This is a genomic window from Corallococcus llansteffanensis, from assembly GCF_003612055.1.
Lineage (GTDB): Bacteria > Myxococcota > Myxococcia > Myxococcales > Myxococcaceae > Corallococcus > Corallococcus llansteffanensis.
This window is the reverse complement of sequence record NZ_RAWB01000180.1, coordinates 1-16,271: the sequence shown is the minus strand read 5'-3', so window position 1 is coordinate 16,271 and position 16,271 is coordinate 1. Positions and strand designations below refer to the sequence as shown.

12 protein-coding genes and 1 pseudogene are annotated in these 16,271 nt (G+C 71.4%); 8 read left to right on the top strand and 5 right to left on the bottom strand.

The genetic code is table 11. The annotated features are described in order from the left end of the window. From D7V93_RS44980 to D7V93_RS18435, 3 genes and pseudogenes are all read left to right on the top strand, one after another. Window positions 1-260: pseudogene (locus D7V93_RS44980) on the top strand (hypothetical protein); the annotation flags it as partial. Between the two features lie 214 nt (window positions 261-474). Further along, on the top strand, window positions 475-3,447 hold the full coding sequence (locus D7V93_RS18440) for an ATP-binding response regulator (RefSeq protein ID WP_120644659.1): 2,973 nt from the start codon (window positions 475-477) through the stop codon (window positions 3,445-3,447). A 182-nt stretch (window positions 3,448-3,629) separates the two neighbouring features. Continuing rightward, window positions 3,630-4,658: a class I SAM-dependent methyltransferase gene (locus D7V93_RS18435; protein WP_120644658.1), complete on the top strand. Its 1,029-nt coding sequence runs from the start codon at window positions 3,630-3,632 to the stop codon at window positions 4,656-4,658. Window positions 4,659-4,661: 3 nt separating this feature from the next. Here D7V93_RS18435 and D7V93_RS18430 read toward each other — a convergent pair whose 3' ends face one another. Continuing rightward, window positions 4,662-9,620, bottom strand: coding sequence for a GAF domain-containing sensor histidine kinase (locus D7V93_RS18430; protein WP_120644657.1), 4,959 nt, complete (start codon window positions 9,618-9,620; stop codon window positions 4,662-4,664). Between the two features lie 449 nt (window positions 9,621-10,069). Here D7V93_RS18430 and D7V93_RS18425 point away from each other — a divergent pair, with 449 nt between their 5' ends. From D7V93_RS18425 to hppD, 3 genes are read left to right on the top strand one after another with little or no spacing between them, the layout of a single operon-like run. Then, window positions 10,070-11,050, top strand: a complete 981-nt coding sequence (locus tag D7V93_RS18425) for a fumarylacetoacetate hydrolase family protein (protein WP_120644656.1) — start codon at window positions 10,070-10,072, stop codon at window positions 11,048-11,050. Then, a complete protein-coding gene (maiA, locus tag D7V93_RS18420) occupies window positions 11,047-11,706 on the top strand; it encodes a maleylacetoacetate isomerase (protein ID WP_120644655.1) in 660 nt (219 codons plus the stop codon). The genes D7V93_RS18425 and maiA overlap by 4 nt, the downstream gene beginning before the upstream one ends. Before the next feature lie 36 nt (window positions 11,707-11,742). Beyond that, window positions 11,743-12,906, top strand: a complete 1,164-nt coding sequence (gene hppD, locus D7V93_RS18415) for a 4-hydroxyphenylpyruvate dioxygenase (protein ID WP_120644654.1) — start codon at window positions 11,743-11,745, stop codon at window positions 12,904-12,906. A 23-nt stretch (window positions 12,907-12,929) separates the two neighbouring features. On the opposite strand, the gene D7V93_RS18410 is transcribed toward hppD, so the two are convergent. Both D7V93_RS18410 and D7V93_RS47380 read right to left on the bottom strand, forming a co-directional pair. Beyond that, complete coding sequence (locus tag D7V93_RS18410) at window positions 12,930-13,331, bottom strand: hypothetical protein (RefSeq protein ID WP_120644653.1); 402 nt, start codon at window positions 13,329-13,331, stop codon at window positions 12,930-12,932. 381 nt (window positions 13,332-13,712) lie between these two features. Beyond that, a complete protein-coding gene (locus tag D7V93_RS47380; protein WP_279636928.1) occupies window positions 13,713-13,838 on the bottom strand; it encodes a hypothetical protein in 126 nt (41 codons plus the stop codon). Between the two features lie 360 nt (window positions 13,839-14,198). Between D7V93_RS47380 and D7V93_RS18405 the strand changes: the two genes are divergently transcribed. After that, window positions 14,199-14,429 (top strand): hypothetical protein, encoded by a 231-nt coding sequence (locus D7V93_RS18405; protein ID WP_120644652.1) that lies wholly within the window; start codon window positions 14,199-14,201, stop codon window positions 14,427-14,429. 7 nt (window positions 14,430-14,436) lie between these two features. Here the strand turns inward: D7V93_RS18405 and D7V93_RS18400 are convergent, their stop codons facing one another. Further along, a complete protein-coding gene (locus D7V93_RS18400) occupies window positions 14,437-14,667 on the bottom strand; it encodes a hypothetical protein (RefSeq protein WP_120644651.1) in 231 nt (76 codons plus the stop codon). Between the two features lie 129 nt (window positions 14,668-14,796). Continuing rightward, window positions 14,797-15,873 carry a CAF17-like 4Fe-4S cluster assembly/insertion protein YgfZ gene (gene ygfZ / locus D7V93_RS18395; protein ID WP_120644650.1) on the bottom strand — a complete coding sequence of 359 codons (1,077 nt, stop codon included), beginning with the start codon at window positions 15,871-15,873 and terminating at the stop codon, window positions 14,797-14,799. Window positions 15,874-15,911: 38 nt separating this feature from the next. On the opposite strand from ygfZ, the gene D7V93_RS18390 reads away from it, so the two are divergent. Further along, on the top strand, window positions 15,912-16,238 hold the full coding sequence (locus D7V93_RS18390) for a cupin domain-containing protein (protein WP_120627787.1): 327 nt from the start codon (window positions 15,912-15,914) through the stop codon (window positions 16,236-16,238). Window positions 16,239-16,271 lie beyond the last annotated feature (33 nt).

Genomic DNA, 16,271 nt, shown 5'->3' with positions numbered 1-16,271 from the left:
GGGCGGTGTCCGACAACCACGCGGTGGTGGCGCCGCTGCCCCCGGAAGGCGGGAGCGAGCCGGGGGACGGGGGCACCGGCGCGGCGCCGGAAGGGACGCCGGAGCCGCGGGACGCGGGCCACCGCACCCGCGCCACGGAGGTGCCGCTCCACCCGTGTGAGCTCATCACCATCGTGGCGGTGCCGTGCGACGCCACGCGGGCCACCTGCGAGTACACGTACTGGGAGTGCCCGGAGGCCGCGCACCCGCTGAGGGTGTGAGGCGGGCCTGGCCCGCGGGGAGCCGCTGGACGCTCCTCGCGGGCCGCGCCCGGAGTGGGGGTTTCGGACACCGACCTCCCGGTCGGGGAATGCCTCCGGGCCCGGCCGCGTTTTCCACCGCGGAAGAGGACCCGGGTGCTCTTGCGTCGCCGAGGGCTTCCAGAACCTGGACACGGCCCCTGCTCGCGCCGAGGTCTTTCGGAAGCCACGGAATATGAGTCCTCCGGATGCACTGTCCGTCGTCTCCGGGCGCGGGCTCGAGAAGCTCTTCCCGGGACGCGGCGAGATGGCCGTGCGCATGCGGGAGCTGGACTGGTCGCGGACGCCGTTCGGCCCGGTCTCGCGATGGCCGCAGTCGCTGCGCACGGCCGTGAGCGTGATGCTCGCCTCGCCGGAGCCCGCGCTCATCTACTGGGGCCGCGAGCTCCTGGTGCTCTACAACGACAGCGCCCGGTTCATGCTCGGCACCAAGCATCCGGGCGGGCTCGGGGTGAGCTTCAAGGTGGTGTTCCAGGAGAGCTGGCCCATCCTGGGACCGATGCTGGAGCGGGTGCTCGACACCGGCGAGGCCGTCCACAACGAGAACCTCCTCGTTCCGCTGGTGCGGTTCGGGTTCCTCGAGGATTGCTACTTCACGTTCGCCTTCATTCCCACGCGCGACGAGTCCCACGATGTGGGGGGCATCTTCATCCGCGTGACCGACACGACGGCCCAGGTGCTGGGCGCGCGGCGGTTGGCGCTCGTGCGCGAGCTGTCCCTGCGCACGGCGCTCTGCGAGACCGTGGCGGCCGTCTTCCGCTCGGCGGAAGCCGTCCTCGGCCAGGCCACGACCGACCTGCCCTTCTGCCTCCTGTACGAGCTTCGCGGAGCGCGCGCGCAGCTCGTCGCCCGCACGGGGCTGGGGCCGGCCCCGGCCGCCGGTGACGACCTGGAGGAGGGGCGGACGTGGCCGCTCGCGGACGTGGCGCGCTCCCGCCGCGAACAGCTCGTCGAACACCTGCCGGACGGCTTCGCGACCCCCGCGGGCGGGCAGTCCGCGCCACCGCCGACCCGCGCGCTCGTGCTGCCGCTCTCCGACGCGGTCGAGGAGGAGTCGCGCCTCGTGCTCGTCGTCGGACTCAACCCGCGCATCGCGCTGGACGACGACACGAGCAGCTTCCTGCGGTTGCTCGCGCGGCAGCTCGCCACGAGCATCGAGAGCACCCGCGCGCTCGAGGAGAAGACCCGGCGCGCCGCCCAGCTCGCGGAGCTCGACCGCCAGAAGACCCAGTTCTTCTCCAACGTGAGCCACGAGTTGCGCACGCCGCTGACGCTGATGCTCGGCCCGCTGGAGGACGCCCTCACGGACGCTCACGCGCCGCTGCCCGGTCCGCAGCACCAGCGGGTGGCGCTCGTGCAGCGGGGCGCGGTGCGGCTGCTCAAGCTCGTCAACCAGCTCCTCGAATTCACCCGGCTCGAGACGGGCCGCACCGAGGCGCGCTTCCAGCCGGTGGACCTCTCGCGGCTCACCCAGGAACTCGTGGGGCACTTCGAATCCGCCGCGCACCGGGCGGGCCTCACGCTGTCCGTGGACAGCCCTCCTTTGGGCGAGCCGCTCTGGGTGGATCCGGAGGCGTGGGAGCGCATCGTCTTCAACCTGCTGTCCAACGCCTTCAAGTTCACGCTCGAGGGCGGCCTCGGGGTGCGGCTGCGGCTCGAGGGCGACGCCGGGGTGCTGTCCGTCCGGGACACCGGCACGGGCATCCCCGCGGAGGCGCTGCCGCACCTGTTCCAGCGCTTCTACCGGGTGGCGGGCGCGCAGGGCCGCAGCTTCGAGGGCAGCGGCATCGGGCTGTCGCTGGTCCAGGAGCTGGTGAAGCTGCACGGCGGGTCGGTGGAGGTGTGGAGCCGCCCAGGCGAGGGGAGCGAGTTTACGGTGCGCATCCCGCGAGGCCGCCACCACCTGCCCCCCGGGCGGGTCGCGGGGGAGGGCGCCTCCCAGCCACGCGACGGCTTCCAGCGCGACAGCTTCGTGCAGGAGGTGGAGGGCTGGATTCCGGCGGTGCCCGCGGCCGGTGCGCGGCTTCCCGCGGCGCAGCGGGGCCATGTCCTCATCGTGGACGACAACGCGGACCTGCGCGCCTACCTGCGCAACGTCCTCGAGCCCCACTTCGAGGTGGAGACGGCCGGTGACGGGCAGGCGGCGCTGGAGGCCCTGCGCGCGCGCGCACCGGACGTGGTGGTGAGCGACGTGATGATGCCGAGGCTCGGCGGCTTCGGGCTGCTGCGGGCCCTCCGGAGCGACCCCGCGCTGCGCGCCACGCCGCTCATCCTGCTGTCCGCGCGCGCGGGCGAGGAGGCCTCCGTGGAGGGGCTCGAGGCGGGCGCGGATGACTACCTCGTCAAGCCCTTCAGCGGCCGCGAGCTGCTCGCGCGGGTGCAGACCCAGCTCGCCATGTCCCGGCTGCGCGGCGAGGCCGCGCTCCAGCTGGGCCGCGAGCTGACGCTCAAGGAGGCCGTGCAGGCCCGGGACGACTTCCTCTCCGTCGCGAGCCACGAGCTGAAGACCCCGCTCACGGGCCTGAAGCTGCAACTGGAGATGCTCGAGCGGATGCTGCCGGCCCCCGTGCGCGCCCAGGTCGCCGAGCGCTTCGCGGGCACCCGCAGGCAGGCCCAGCGCCTGGGCACGCTGGTGGAGTCGCTGCTGGACGTGTCCCAGGTGGCGTCCGGGCGGCTCCAGCTGCACCGCGAGCGCACGGACGTGACGGCGCTGGTGGCGGACTGCCTCGCGCAGGGCCGTGAGGAGCTCCAGCGCGCGGGCTGCCTCGTGACGTTCGAGGCCCAGGCCGGCCTGCTCGCGGAGGTGGATCCGGTGCGGCTCGAGCAGTTGGTGCGCAACCTGCTGTCCAACGCGGCCAAGTATGGCGCGTCGCGGCCGGTGACGGTCCGGCTGGGCGAAGCGGGCCCGCAGCTGCGGCTCGAGGTGGTGGACCACGGCCTGGGCGTGAAGCCGGAGGACCGCGAGCGCATCTTCGGGCGCTTCGAGCGGGCCGTCTCCGCCCGCCGCTTCGGAGGACTCGGGCTCGGGCTGTGGGTGGCCCGGCAGGTCGTGGAGGCGCACGGCGGCCGTATCGCGGTGACGGACACGCCCGGCGGCGGGGCCACCTTCACGGTCCTGTTGCCACGCCTGGTGGGCGCGGCCTCCTGAGTCCCCTCCACCGACCTTTCATCCTTCCGGGGTCTTGAGACCTGAGCCGCCCGCTCGTCCTCCGTGAGGGCGGGCTCAGTGCAGGGCACAGGGCCCGTCCGTCTGGTTGGAGCCGGGCCTGGCGGGTGGCGGGGGCGAAGGAAGTGGAACCACCCGGCTCCCGGGTTGTCAGGATGATGCCTATGCGCCACCCCTTCCCTTCGGTCCATGGCGCGGCTTTCCCGGTCGCGCCTGAACCCCACCACCTCTTCCTCGTGAAACCTTCGGAGGAGGAGGCGTCACCGGAAGAACCCTTCAGCGAGGCCCGGGATTGGCTGGACGCGCTGTACGCGCGCATGGTTCAGGGTCCCGACGAAGTGCTGCACGACGGCATGGCGTCGCTGCACGGCGGCCTCATCGAGCGACGGCGGCAGTGGAGCCCGGAGGTGTGGAAGCGCTTCTGCATGGAGGTCGCGCGCAAGCACTCCCTGCGGCACCTCGTCCATCAATGCCCCTTCACGCGGCACGCCTTCGAGCGGCCCCGTGGCTACGCGGGGGATGCGGCCCTCATCGACTACCTCTACATCGACCACGCGGCGGACGAGCTGCACGCGGGCCGTGAGGTGTACCGGTACATGCATGGGCAGCCCAGCGCGTGCAGCGTGCGCGAGCGGCGCGAGCTGCTCACCCGCATGATGGACGAGACGGCGGAGCTCCGGCCCGACGGGCGCGTGCTGTCGGTGGCGTGCGGCCACCTGCGGGAGGCGGAGCAGTCGCGCGCGGTGGCGGAGCGCAGGCTCCAGGAGCTCATCGCGTTCGACCAGGATCCGGTGAGCCTGGCGGAGGTGTCCCGCCTGCACCCGGACGGCGTGGTGCGGCCGGTGTGCGGCTCCGTGCGCGCGCTGCTGTCCGGCAAGGTGACGTTCTCGGAGCTGGACTTCGTGTACTCGGCGGGGCTGTACGACTACCTGTCGGACTCGGTGGCCAGCCGCCTCACGTCGGTGTTCTTCAGCATGCTGCGCCCGGGGGGCCGGCTGCTGGTGGCCAACTTCGCGGTGCACCCGCCGGAGACGGGCTACATGGAGGCCTTCATGGACTGGTGGCTCACCTACCGCGACGAGGACGGCATGCGCAGCCTGCTGGCGGAGACGCCGCTGGAGCAGGTGGCCAACGTGCGCCTGTTCCGCGACAGCCAGGACAACGTCATCTACCTGGAAGTGACGCGCCAGTAGCGCTCAGTGCACCGGGCCCCCGGAGCGGGGCAGGGTGACGGTGAAGGTGGAGCCCTGCTCCGGCGCGCTCGCCACGTCGATGCCGCCGCCCAGCGCCTGGACGATTTCGCGGACGATCCACAGCCCCAGGCCGAAGCCGCCGTAGTGACGCACGGACACCGCGCGCTCGAAGCGCTCGAAGATGCGGGCCCGGTCCTCCTTCGCGATGCCGATGCCGTGGTCGCGCACCAGCAACCGCACGCGGGACGCGTCCCCGTCCAGCGTGATTTCCACGGGCTTGCCCGCGCCGTACTTCATCGCGTTCGTCAGGAGGTTGCCCACCACCTGCTCCAGCCGCAGCGCGTCCCAGTGGCCCACGAAGCGCGGCTGGGTGGCGTGAAAGCGCACCTCGCACTCCGCGCGCGCCAGGGACTCGCGGCTGCGCTCCAGCTGCCCGCGCACCAGCGCCACCAGGTCCACGTCCTCGCGCTTGATGTGCAGCTGCCCCTGCGCGATGCGGGAGATGTCCAGCAGGTCGTTGACCAGCTTTCCCAGCCGCTGCGTCTGCGAGTAGGCGGACTCCAGCTTCGTGGACAGCTTCTCCGGCGACATGGGCGCGCCCTTCGCCTTCGCCTGGAGCCCCTGGATGTGCAGCTGCAGCGACGTCAGCGGCGTCTTCAGCTCGTGCGCGGCGATGGACAGGAAGTCGTCGCGGCGGCGCACCGCCTCCTGCTCTTCTCTGTAAAGCCGGCCCTGCTCCTCGGAGAGCGCGGCGATGCGCTCGAAGTTCTCCGTGTTCTCCAGCGCGGCGCCCGCGAGCACCGCCACGAAGGACGCGAGCCGCTCCTCGTCCTCGCCGAACAGCGCGCCCACCTTGCGGTGGCTGGCCACCACGCACGCCACCGTCTTGCCGCGCACCTGCAACGGCGCGCACAGCAGGGAGCGCACGCCCAGCAGCTCCATGCTCTCGCTGATGCCGCCCGGCAGGCCCTGGCCCATCACGCTGATGCGGCCCGTCTCCAGCGCGCGCGCGAGCGCGGTGCGGCTCAGGCCCTGGGACTTCGCGTCCTCCTCCGACACCAGCACGCGCGGATCCACCACGGCGCAGCGCTCGGCGCGCAACAGCTCCACCATGGACTGGCGCGCGGCCTCGAAGACGGCCTCGCGCGACAGGGCGGAGGCGAGGCGCCGTCCCGCGTCCAGCACGCGCGGGAAGCGGTCCACCAGCGACAGCGTGCCCACGCCCGCCGAGGTGCCCGGCCCCGCTTGCAGGCCGTCGTCCAGGGCCTCCAGGTCGCGCGCGGCCGTCTCCGCGTCGCGCGCGGCCCAGGGCCAGCCCAGCGCCTTGCCCACGTCGCCCCGGGCCTTGAGCGTCAGCGCGCGCTCCTGGCGCATCTCCAGGGCTTCGGCCACGCGCAGCGATTCGTTGAGCAGCTTCCGGGCCTGTTTGGGACGGCCGCGCAGCGCCGCCAGCAGCCCGCGCTCGCGCAGCGCGTGGGGCAGGTTGTTGCGGTAGGTGCGCGCCACGGCGTGGGCCCGCTTCGCCACGGCCTCGGCCTCCGCGAGGAGCGCGTCGCGCCGCTTCGGGTTCAGCGGGCTGCTCTCCTGCGCGAGCTGCCGGCGCGCGGTGGCGAGCCACGGGGTGATGGGGGCCACGTACTCCTGGCGCAGGTGCGCGTCCTCCACCACGCGCTCGGCGCGCTCCAGCACCTCCGCGGCGCGCGCCACTTCCCCTTCCCGCAGCAGGCGCAGGGCCTCCGCCTGGAGCACGCCCGCGAAGGACTGCGGGTCGGTGGCGGTGGGCGCCGCCAGCTCCACCTCCAGCAGCGCGGCGGGGATGCGGCCCCCGGTGGACTTGGCCCACGCCTCCAGCCCCAGGCGCAGCGAGTACCGGTCCCCCAGCGCGAGCGCCGCCGCGTGCAGCCGCTGGCTCACCCCCGCGGCCTCCTTCAGCCGGCCCAGGCGGTAGAGCGACATGGCGATTTGAAAGGTGGCGTTGTTCACCTCCCACGGGTCGCCAGTGCGCTCCAACAGGCGCACCGCCTCGCGGCACCGCTCGATGCACTCGCGGAAGCGCGACGAGGCATAGAGGGCCAGGCCATAGAAGTGCAGTGACTGGCCCTGGCCCCACACGTCGCCCAGCTGCCTGCGCAGCGCGAGGGACTTCTCCGCGTACGCGTACGCGCGCTGGAACCAGGGCAGGGTGGTGAGCGCGGGCGAGTGCGCGGAGTACGCCTGCGCCAGCTCCGGCGTGGGCGGGTAGCGCTCCGCGAGGTTCATGTCGCGCAGGTGGGCCCACAGCACGGCGGCCCTTCCCCGCTGGTACCAGTAGCCGTAGGCGAGCCGGCTGTAGAGGTTGACCGCGAGCATGTCCTCCTCGCCCTCGGCCAGCGCCTTGCGGCCCAGCCACAGGCGCGGCGCCACGCTGTGCGCGGCCTGGGTGAGGATCTCCCACGCGGCGCTCGCGCCGGTGGTGAGCCCGTTGAGCGGCACCCAGCGGCCCATCAGCTTCAGGCCCTGCTCCAGGTAGGCGTTGGCCTGCACCGTCTGGCCGCGCTTGAAGGCCAGCTCTCCCAGGTGCCCCAGCGTGCGGCCCTGCTCCAGCCGGTCGCGCGCCAGCCGCTGCGCGGACTCCAGCTGCTGCTGGGCCTCGTCGTAGCGGCCGCGCATCATCAGCGCGGTGCCCAGCCCGGAGGCGATGCGGTAGCGGGTGTGCGGATCCGCGCCCGCCGCGCCGCGCTCGGCGATGCGGTAGTTGAGCTCCGCGGTGTCCAGGGCGAAGCGCTGACGGGCCTGCTCCGCGGCCACCAGCGCGTAGGGCAGGGCCTGCGCGGGCTCGCCGGCCGCGTCGAAGTGGTAGGCCAGCTCGAAGGGATCCGTGGGCACGTTCTGCGCGGCGGCGCGCGCGGCCAGCCGGTGCAGTTCGCGGCGCTCCTCGGGGGACAGCAGGTCCAGCAGCACCTCGCGCAGCTTGTCGTGCACGAAGGTGGAGCGCGTGCCCTCCATCCACAGCATGTGCCGGCGGCGCGGTGGGTCCAACGCCGCGTTGACGGCCTCCAGCGGCGTGCCGGACAGGGCCGCGACGGCTCTGGCGTCGAATGCCTTGCCCAGCACGGCGCCCACGCTCAGCACGTGCAGGGACTCCGGGGGCAGCAGGCGCAGGCGCCGCACCAGGAAGGTGGCCGCCTGGCGCGAGGAGCGCGCGTGCGCCATGGCCTCCGGCTGCACCTGCCAGCCGGCCGGGCCGGGCACGAGCACGCCGTCCTCCACCAGCCCGTGCAGCACCGCCGAGGCCATGAAGGGGTTGCCCTCCGACAGCCGCGTCACCAGCTCCACCGCCTCGGGCGGCAGCACGCCGGCCATGGACTCCGCCAGCCGCGCCACCTCCGCCGCGCCGAAGGCGGACAGCTTGATGTGGGAGCTCGGGGCCAGCCGCCTGAGCAGGTGGCCCGCCGGGATGTCCTCGCTGCGGAAGGACACCAGCAGCAGCAGGCGCCCCTCCGCGGGGCGGCGGCCCTGGGACCAGGCCTCCAGCGCGCGCAGCGTGAGCGCGTCCGCCCACTGGCAGTCCTCCAGCACCACCACCGCGGGCGCCTCCTTCGTGCCCAGGGCGTTGAGCAGCGCGGTGAGGCACCAGATGCTGCGGCTCTCGCTCAGCGACTCCGGCCCCAGGCCCTGCGTCTGGGGCTGCGGCATGCCGGGCGACAGCACCTCCGTGAGGCGCGGCAGCACCGTGCACAGGCCCGCCTCCTGGCCCGCGAGCCGCTCGCGCAGGAGCGCCCCCAGCGCGGGCTGCTCCTCCACGGCCTGGGCGATGCCATCCGCCACGCCCGCGAAGAGCTGGAAGGGCCGCTGCGCCGCCTGGTCCTGCGCCTGCCCGTGCAGCACCCACGCGCGGTGGCCCGTGGCGCGCGCGGAGAACTCCTCCAGGAGCCGGCTCTTGCCGCCGCCGGACTCGCCCTCCACCACGACGCCCCGGGCGCCCTCGGTGCTGGCGTGCGCCAGCTCGCGCTCCAGCGTCGCCAGCTCCTCGCGGCGGCCCACGAAGGACGGCTCGGTGAGGCTCTGGCGGTGGTCGTGCGCGCCGGTGACGAGCGCGGGCTCCGCCTCGCCCCGCGACAGCGCGGCCTCCAGCGCGTTCAGGTCCGCGAGCGCCGCTTCGGCGGACTGGTAGCGGTCGCGAGGGTCGGTCTGGCTCAGCCGGGCGATGAGCTCCTCCATCGCGAGCGGCACCTCCACGCCCACCGCGCGCAGCCGGGGGTGCGAGTCCAGGTGCAGCCGCAGCACCTCACCCACCGACGTGCCCTCCAGCGCGGGCCGGCCCGACAGCGCCTCGAAGAGGACCAGCCCCACGGCGTACAGGTCCGACGGCGTCTCCACCGGCCGGTTGAGCAGCCCCGCCTGCTCCGGGGACAGGTAGCGCGCGGTGCCCACGGGCAGGTCGCGCAGGGAGGGGTCCAGCCGCTCGCTGCGCGCCAGGCCGAAGTCGGTGAGCCACGCGGACGACAGCGGGTGGTCGCGCACCAGCACGTTGGAGGGCTTCACGTCGCGGTGCAGGACGCCCTCGTGGTGCGCCTCCGCGAGCGCCTCCAGCAGGCGCTGGCCCAGGGTGATGGCCTCGGGCAGGGACAGCGGGCCGCGCAGCAGGCGCGCCTCCAGCGTCTCGCCTTCAATCCAGGGCGTGACGAGGTAGAGCAGGTCGTCGAAGGTGCCCAGGTGGCGCACGGGCACGAGCGCGGGGGCGTGCAGCCGCGACAGCACCTCCGCCTCGTGCTCCAGGCGGTGGCGGGCCGTGGGGACGAAGGCGGACAGGGAGGTGACCTTGACGAGCAACCGCTCGCGGGTGAGCAGGTCCAGCCCCTGCCAGGTGGAGATGCCCCGGCCCGTCTTCAGGCGCTGGCGCAATTCGTACCGATTGCCCAGCCGCTGGCCCGAATGGGGCTCCCCGGGGGTGTCGCCGGCCTGTTGGAAACCTCCCGCCATTCGGTACCCTCGCGCGCCCCAGCCACGTCGCCCCGGCGGCGCGGTCGGCCGGACGTCCCTTTCCCACAACCTGGGTTGCCGCCCCGGTCCCCGCCAGGGGGAGCGACACCCGCCGTGCGTGAACTGCTTGGGATTTGAACAGCCGAAGCGCCCTCGCTTCCCGCGTCCTCTTCCCCGCTGCCCCTTCGCCCGTTCGCGGGGCAGCCAGCCATCCAGGCGCTCCCGTCAAGCGGGGAACGCACGCCTCGTGGGTTTCCACGACAGGGGACGTGCGGAACCGCACGCTGTCAGCAGCGCGCATGCTACCGGCCAGCAGCGTTGCTGGAGTCGGAGCGGAATGCCGCGCCGCGTTCAACAGGGGTGCTTGACACCCCTGGGGCCTCGACGGAAAAGCCGGGCAGTTCAGGCGGTCCGCCTTCCCCCCACCCGGCCGCCGAGGGAGCCCGGAATTGAAGCTCGCGACGCTCAAGGACGGAACCCGCGATGGGCGGCTCATCGTCGTCAAGCGCGACAACTCCGCGTATGCGCTGGCCACCAACGTGGCCCTCACGCTGCAAGCGGCACTGGATGACTGGGACGCCCGGGAGCCGCAGCTGCGCGCCCTGGCGCAGCAACTGGAGCTGGACGCGGTGCAGAGCCGCCCCCTGGACGTGAAGGCGCTGCACGCGCCGCTGCCGCGCGCCTATGAGTGGGTGGACGGCAGCGCGTACATCAACCACGTCCTGCTGGTGCGCAAGGCGCGCAACGCGGAGCCCCCCGCCACGCTGCGCACGGATCCGCTGGTGTACCAGGGCGGCTCCGGCGACTTCCTGGCGCCCACCGCGGACATCCCCCTGCGCGACGAGGCGTGGGGCCTGGACTTCGAGAGCGAGGTCTGCGTCGTGCTGGGCGACACGCCCATGGGCACGCAGGCTCAGGACGCGGGCAAGCACATCAAGCTGGTGATGATCGCCAACGACGTGTCCTTGCGCAACCTCATCCCGGAGGAGCTGGCCAAGGGCTTCGGCTTCTTCCAGAGCAAGCCCGCCACCGCGTTTGGCCCCTTCGCGCTGACGCCGGATGAGCTGGGCGACGCGTGGCGGGACGGCCGGGTGCACCTGCGCATGCGCAGCACGCTCAACGGCGAGCTCGTGGGCGACGCGGACGCGGGCCCGGAGATGCACTTCTCCTTCCCGGAGCTCATCCAGCACCTAACGCGCACGCGCGCGTTCACCGCGGGCACCATCCTGGGCAGCGGCACGGTGTCCAACGAGGATCGCTCGCGGGGCATCTCCTGCCTCGCCGAGCGCCGGATGATCGAGACCATCGACGAGGGCAAGCCGAAGACGGCCTTCATGAAGCCCGGGGACACCATCGACATCGAGATGCTGGATGCGGAAGGGCACAGCCTCTTCGGCCGCATCTCCCAGACGGTGGTGAAGGTCCCATGAAGCACGTGCGCCTCCATGGCTACTGGCGCTCCTCCGCGTCCTGGCGCGTGCGGCTGGGGCTGAACCTGAAGGGCATCCCCTTCGAGTACCTCGCGGTGCACCTGGTGAAGGACGGCGGCGAGCAGCACCAGGCGGCCTACCGCGCCCTCAACCCCATGGGCCGCGTGCCCACGCTGGAGTGGACGGACGACGACGGCCAGGAGCGCCGGCTGTCAGAGTCCATGGCCATCCTGGAGTACCTGGAGGAGCGCGTGCCCTCGCCCGCCCTCCTGCCCTCCGACGCGTACCTCCGGGCGCGCACCCGGATGCTCGCGGAGACAGTGAACTCCGGCATCCAGCCGCTGCAGAACACGTCCGTGGTGCTGCGCGTCAAGGACGTGCTGAAGGCGGACGAGAAGGCCTGGGCGGCGCACTGGAACGTGCACGGGCTGACGTCGCTGGAGTCAGCGGTGCAGGCGACGGCGGGCCGTTATTGTGTGGGCGACGCAGTGTCGTTCGCGGACGTCCTGCTGGTTCCCCAGCTCTACGGCGCCCGCCGGTTGGGTGTAGACCTGAAGCCCTATCCCACGCTGCTGCGCATCGAGGCGGCGTGCAACGAACTTCCCGCCTTCCAGGCGGCGCAGCCGGACCGGCAGCCCGACGCGCAGCCGGTGTAGTCCCCATCTTCTTTCGCATCACGAGGAGTCAGCGACATGGCCAAGCAGGAATCGCTGGGCATCAAGACCCTGGAGAGCATCCACTGGTACGTGCATGACCTGGAGCGCAGCCGCCAGTTCTACACGAAGGGGTTGGACTTCGCGGAGCTGGGCGTCTCCGGCCCGGAGCTGGACGCGCACGGCAAGCAGAAGTCGGCGATGTTCCAGGCGGGCGACGTGGCGCTGGTGGTGAGCCAGCCTGTCGGCGAGGGCGGCCGGGCGTGGCGCTACCTGCGCAAGCACCCGGACGGGGTGGGGACGCTGAACTTCGAGGTGGAGGACGTGGAGAAGGCGTTCAAGCTGCTGGATTCGCGCGGCGCCACGTTCATCACGGACATCCAGCGCTTCAAGGATGAGGGCGGCGGCACGCTGTCGTTCTTCTCCATCACCACGCCGTTCGGTGACACGACGTTCCGCTTCCTGCAGCGCAGCGGCTACAAGTCCATCTACCCGGGCTTCGTGCTGCACGCGACGCCCACGGGCGGCCAGAACAAGTACGGCTTTGACCGGGTGGACCACGTCACGTCGAACTTCCAGACGATGAAGCCCATGCTCCTGTGGATGGAGCACGTGATGGGCTTCGAGAAGTTCTGGCACATCGAGTTCCACACCGACGACGTGGCGTCGCAGCAGAAGCGCGACCACGGCAGCGGCCTGAAGTCGGAAGTGATGTGGGACCCGAAGAGCGGCGTGAAGTTCGCGAACAACGAGCCCAAGTTCCCGTTCTTCAAGGCCAGCCAGATCAACATCTTCAACGAGGACCATCGCGGTGATGGCGTGCAGCACCTGGCCATCACGGTGAAGGACATCCTGACGTCCGTGAAGGACATGCGGACCAACGCGGGCATCCAGTTCATGCCCACGCCGGGCTCGTACTACGACGCGCTGCCGGAGCGCATCCAGCACATGGGCATCAAGAAGATCGACGAGGACATCAACGTCCTGCGCGACCTGGAGGTGCTCATCGACGGTGACAAGGAGCGCAGCTACATGCTCCAGATCTTCATGAAGGACGCGGCGAGCCTCTACAAGCAGCCGGACGCGGGCCCGTTCTTCTACGAGATCATCCAGCGCAAGGGTGACCAGGGCTTCGGCGGCGGCAACTTCCGCGCCCTGTTCGAGAGCATCGAGCGTCAGCAGAAGGCCGAAGGGCGCATCTAGCGTTCGCTCCGGGCGGCAGCGGATCAGTCCTCGGGCAGGCTGCTGCCCGGGGGCGGGTCCTCTTGCTCCCCGGCATCGAGGATCGCGAGGGCGAGCGGCTTCGCCTCGCGGTTCAGGTTGATGGGGATCACCCCGCGAATGCGCTGGAGGGACTGGCGATCTCCGAGCAGCGCGAGCCCGAGAGAGGCCAACGCGCACTCGTGCAGTGAGTTCGTCATCGCGAATCCCGGCTCATCGAAGACGCGACGCAGCGTGGTGACCATGCCGCGATCTCCTGCAAGGGCTCCCCTGACCGCGTCGTCGAGTTCATCGTAGCTGCTGCGCGGCCTGTCCTCACCGGGAGTCAGCGGTTCGCGACGGCGCATATGCTCCAAAAGGATGGCGCGAGCGCGGTCGATGAGTCGCTGCTTCTCTTCAGGAGGCATGGCTTTCACGAGGGTAGGCTCACGCGCCACCCCTCGAAAGCCTCCCATCCTTCTGGAGGCACCGGGACCCCCATCGCGTCCAGGCACTCGCGGGCCTGGGCGTTCCATCCGGGTTCCGTGAGGCTCCCAGGGGGAGCGCCTGCCAGGGACTCCGCGAGCGCCTGCACCTTGGGGGTTGCTGCACGGAAGCGCTCCGCATCCGGGCTCCCCCACGCCTTCGCGCAGTACGCCGAGAGCGCCGTCATGCGGGACTGGAGCACTGTCCGCAGTTCCTCAGCTGGGGCTTGCGTGCACCACCGTGCGTAGAGACGAGGTGCGGCCAGTACGGTCAGGAGGTTGAGCGCTTCGACCACCCAGGTCGCCTCCTGCTCCCACGAAACCTCAGCCACAGATGGGCCCCAGGCGAGCGTTGAAGGGCAGCGTGTTGAACAGCAGCGCCTTCCCCGTCGTGCTGTCGCCGCTCATGCACGTGTAGACCGCCCATCCCGTGAAGACGAGGTTCTCCATGCCCTCAATGAAGCAGTAGGGGCACTTTCCTTCACCACAGCTCGAAATGAAGCACGCCGTGCTTCCGCAGGTGACGGTCGCGGGCCATCCACGCTGGATGCACCCGGGGGCTTTCGTCAGGGGAGGCTCCGCATGCGCTGCCGGCAGTTGCAGGGCCCCCAGCATTCCGAGTCCCAGCAACAGGCTTGTCGGCGTCTTTCGCGCATGTCGCACCACGCAGCACTCCTTCGCCCAAGCAAGCTTCAGGAGCCTACCATCCGGCATGGGAGCTGCTCGGTGCCCTTGCGCACCGTACCCCCTGTTCTCTGAATTGCTCGTGCGCCCGGGAGCGGGGGATGGTGCGATCTTGACGTCACCCCTATGAACCTCATTGAGCCGAGCATCCTCGCGGGCGCCGCAGTGGGCGGTGTGGTGGGCGCGGTCATGGGCTTCGGGGCCGGGCCCTGGTGGACAGTGGTGGGCCTCCTGGCGGGGGGCGTGCTGGGCGCGCTCGCCTTTCCCCTGCTGCTCATCGCACTGGGCCTGCTGTTCATCCTGGTGACGCAGGGGCCCCGCGAGGTGCTGCGCCTGCTGCGCGGGGACCCCGGATGAAACGCCGCTAGAGGGGCGCCGGGCAATCGCTTGCGCACAGGAGGTAATCCGCCCGGCAGGCCTCCACGGCCTCAGGGGTGGGCGCGTTCCTCAGACAGTAGTTCCGAGCGATCTCACACGCGTACTCGCACGGCGGCGGACGCATGGCCTGCACCGGCTCCTCGACGTCCGACTCCACACCGCCACAGCCCGCCAACAGCCCCACCGACATCAAGCCCACGAGGATGGCCAATCGCATTCGAGTCGTCCTTGGAATGCTTTACAGGTTTGTAAAGCGTTCCCAGGATAGCAATGTCCATGTCCCCAAGGGCAGACAGGGGGAGGGTGGGAGTGCGAGGAATTGAACGCCGCGCGGCCTGCTTCGGGGCTACGCGGCGGTGAAGGGCAGGGCGGCCACGGTGACGGTGGCGGGACCTTCCGCGAGCGTCAGCTCCGTGCCCGGCTCCAGCGAGTCGCGGTGCACGTAGCCCAGCGCCACGCGCTGGCCCTTCACCGGCGAGCGCACCACGCTCGTCACCCAGCCCACCTTCTTCTCACCCCGGCGCAGCTCCGTGCCGGGCGCCACGTCCGCGTCCCCCAGCAGCAGCCCCGCGAGCTGCCGGTTCATGCGCCCGCGGAAGGTGGCCCGGGCGATGACCTCCTGCCCGATGTAGCAACCCTTGTTGTACGAGATGGCGTGCGAGAGGTTCGCCTCCAGCGGGATGGTGGTGTCCACCATGTCCTGCCCGTAGCGCGGCACCCCCGCCTCCACCCGCAGCAATTCCAGCGCGTCGAACCCCAGGGGCTTCAGCCCCTGCGCCGCGCCCGCCTGTGCGAGCGCTGTCCACACCGCCTCCAACCCCGCGCGCGGCACCAGCACGTCCACGCCGCCCACCCCGCCCGGCAGCGCCGTCCCCAAGAGCCACACGTCCTGCCCGGCGAGCACCGCCTGCCGGCCGAGGTTCGCCGCGAGCGGTTCAAAGGGGGCGCCCAGCACGGCGGTCAGCACCTCCACCGTCCGGGGGCCGAGCAGCCGCAGCCACCCTGAGTCCGGGGTGGCGTCGTGCAGCTCGGCGTCCTCGGAGATGAGGTACTTGTCCAGGAACTCCCGCACCTTGGCGCCCAGGCCGGGCTCCAGGTCCAGGAGGAGGTCGCCCTCCCGCTTGAGGATGCGCGCGTCTCCCACCATGGCGCCCTTCACCGTGATGAAGGCGGCATAGGCGGCCGAGCCCACCGGGAGGTTCTTCACCTCCTGGGTGACCATGCCGTGGAGGAAGGAGGCGCGATCCTCCCCCGTTATCCGGAGGATTTCGCGGTAGGACGCATCGTGCAGTGCCACGGCGTCGCGGGCCGCGCCATACTCCGCGCCCACGTCTCCATACCCGGCCACCACCTCACGGCCGCCCACCGAAATGAAGCGGGCACCCGCGTGCTCGTGAACAAAATGCAGCGACAGCGGTTCCATGCCCGTCGCTATATAGAGGCGAAGGAGCGAATGCCACGATGGATGTGAAGCAGCTTGCGGCGTTCCAGGGCTTCTCCCTGGAGAAGCTCCAGAAGCACACCGTCTTCCAGTCCGGTCGCTTCTTCCTCGACGTCTACTGCCTGGCCCCGGGTCAGGCCCAGAAGCCCCACCGGCATGCCACGTCCGACAAGGTGTACCTCGTGTTGGACGGACAGTGCCGCTTCCGCATCGGCGATGAGGAAGCGACGCACGGCCCCGGCTCCACCCTCTTCGCCCCCGCGGGCTCCGAACACGGCGTCGTCAATGACGGCCCGGACAATGCCCGCCTCCTCGTCCTGATGACCCCGCCTCCGGAGCACGCATGAGCAAGAAGGCCCCGACCCCGGCCGCCCCCGTTC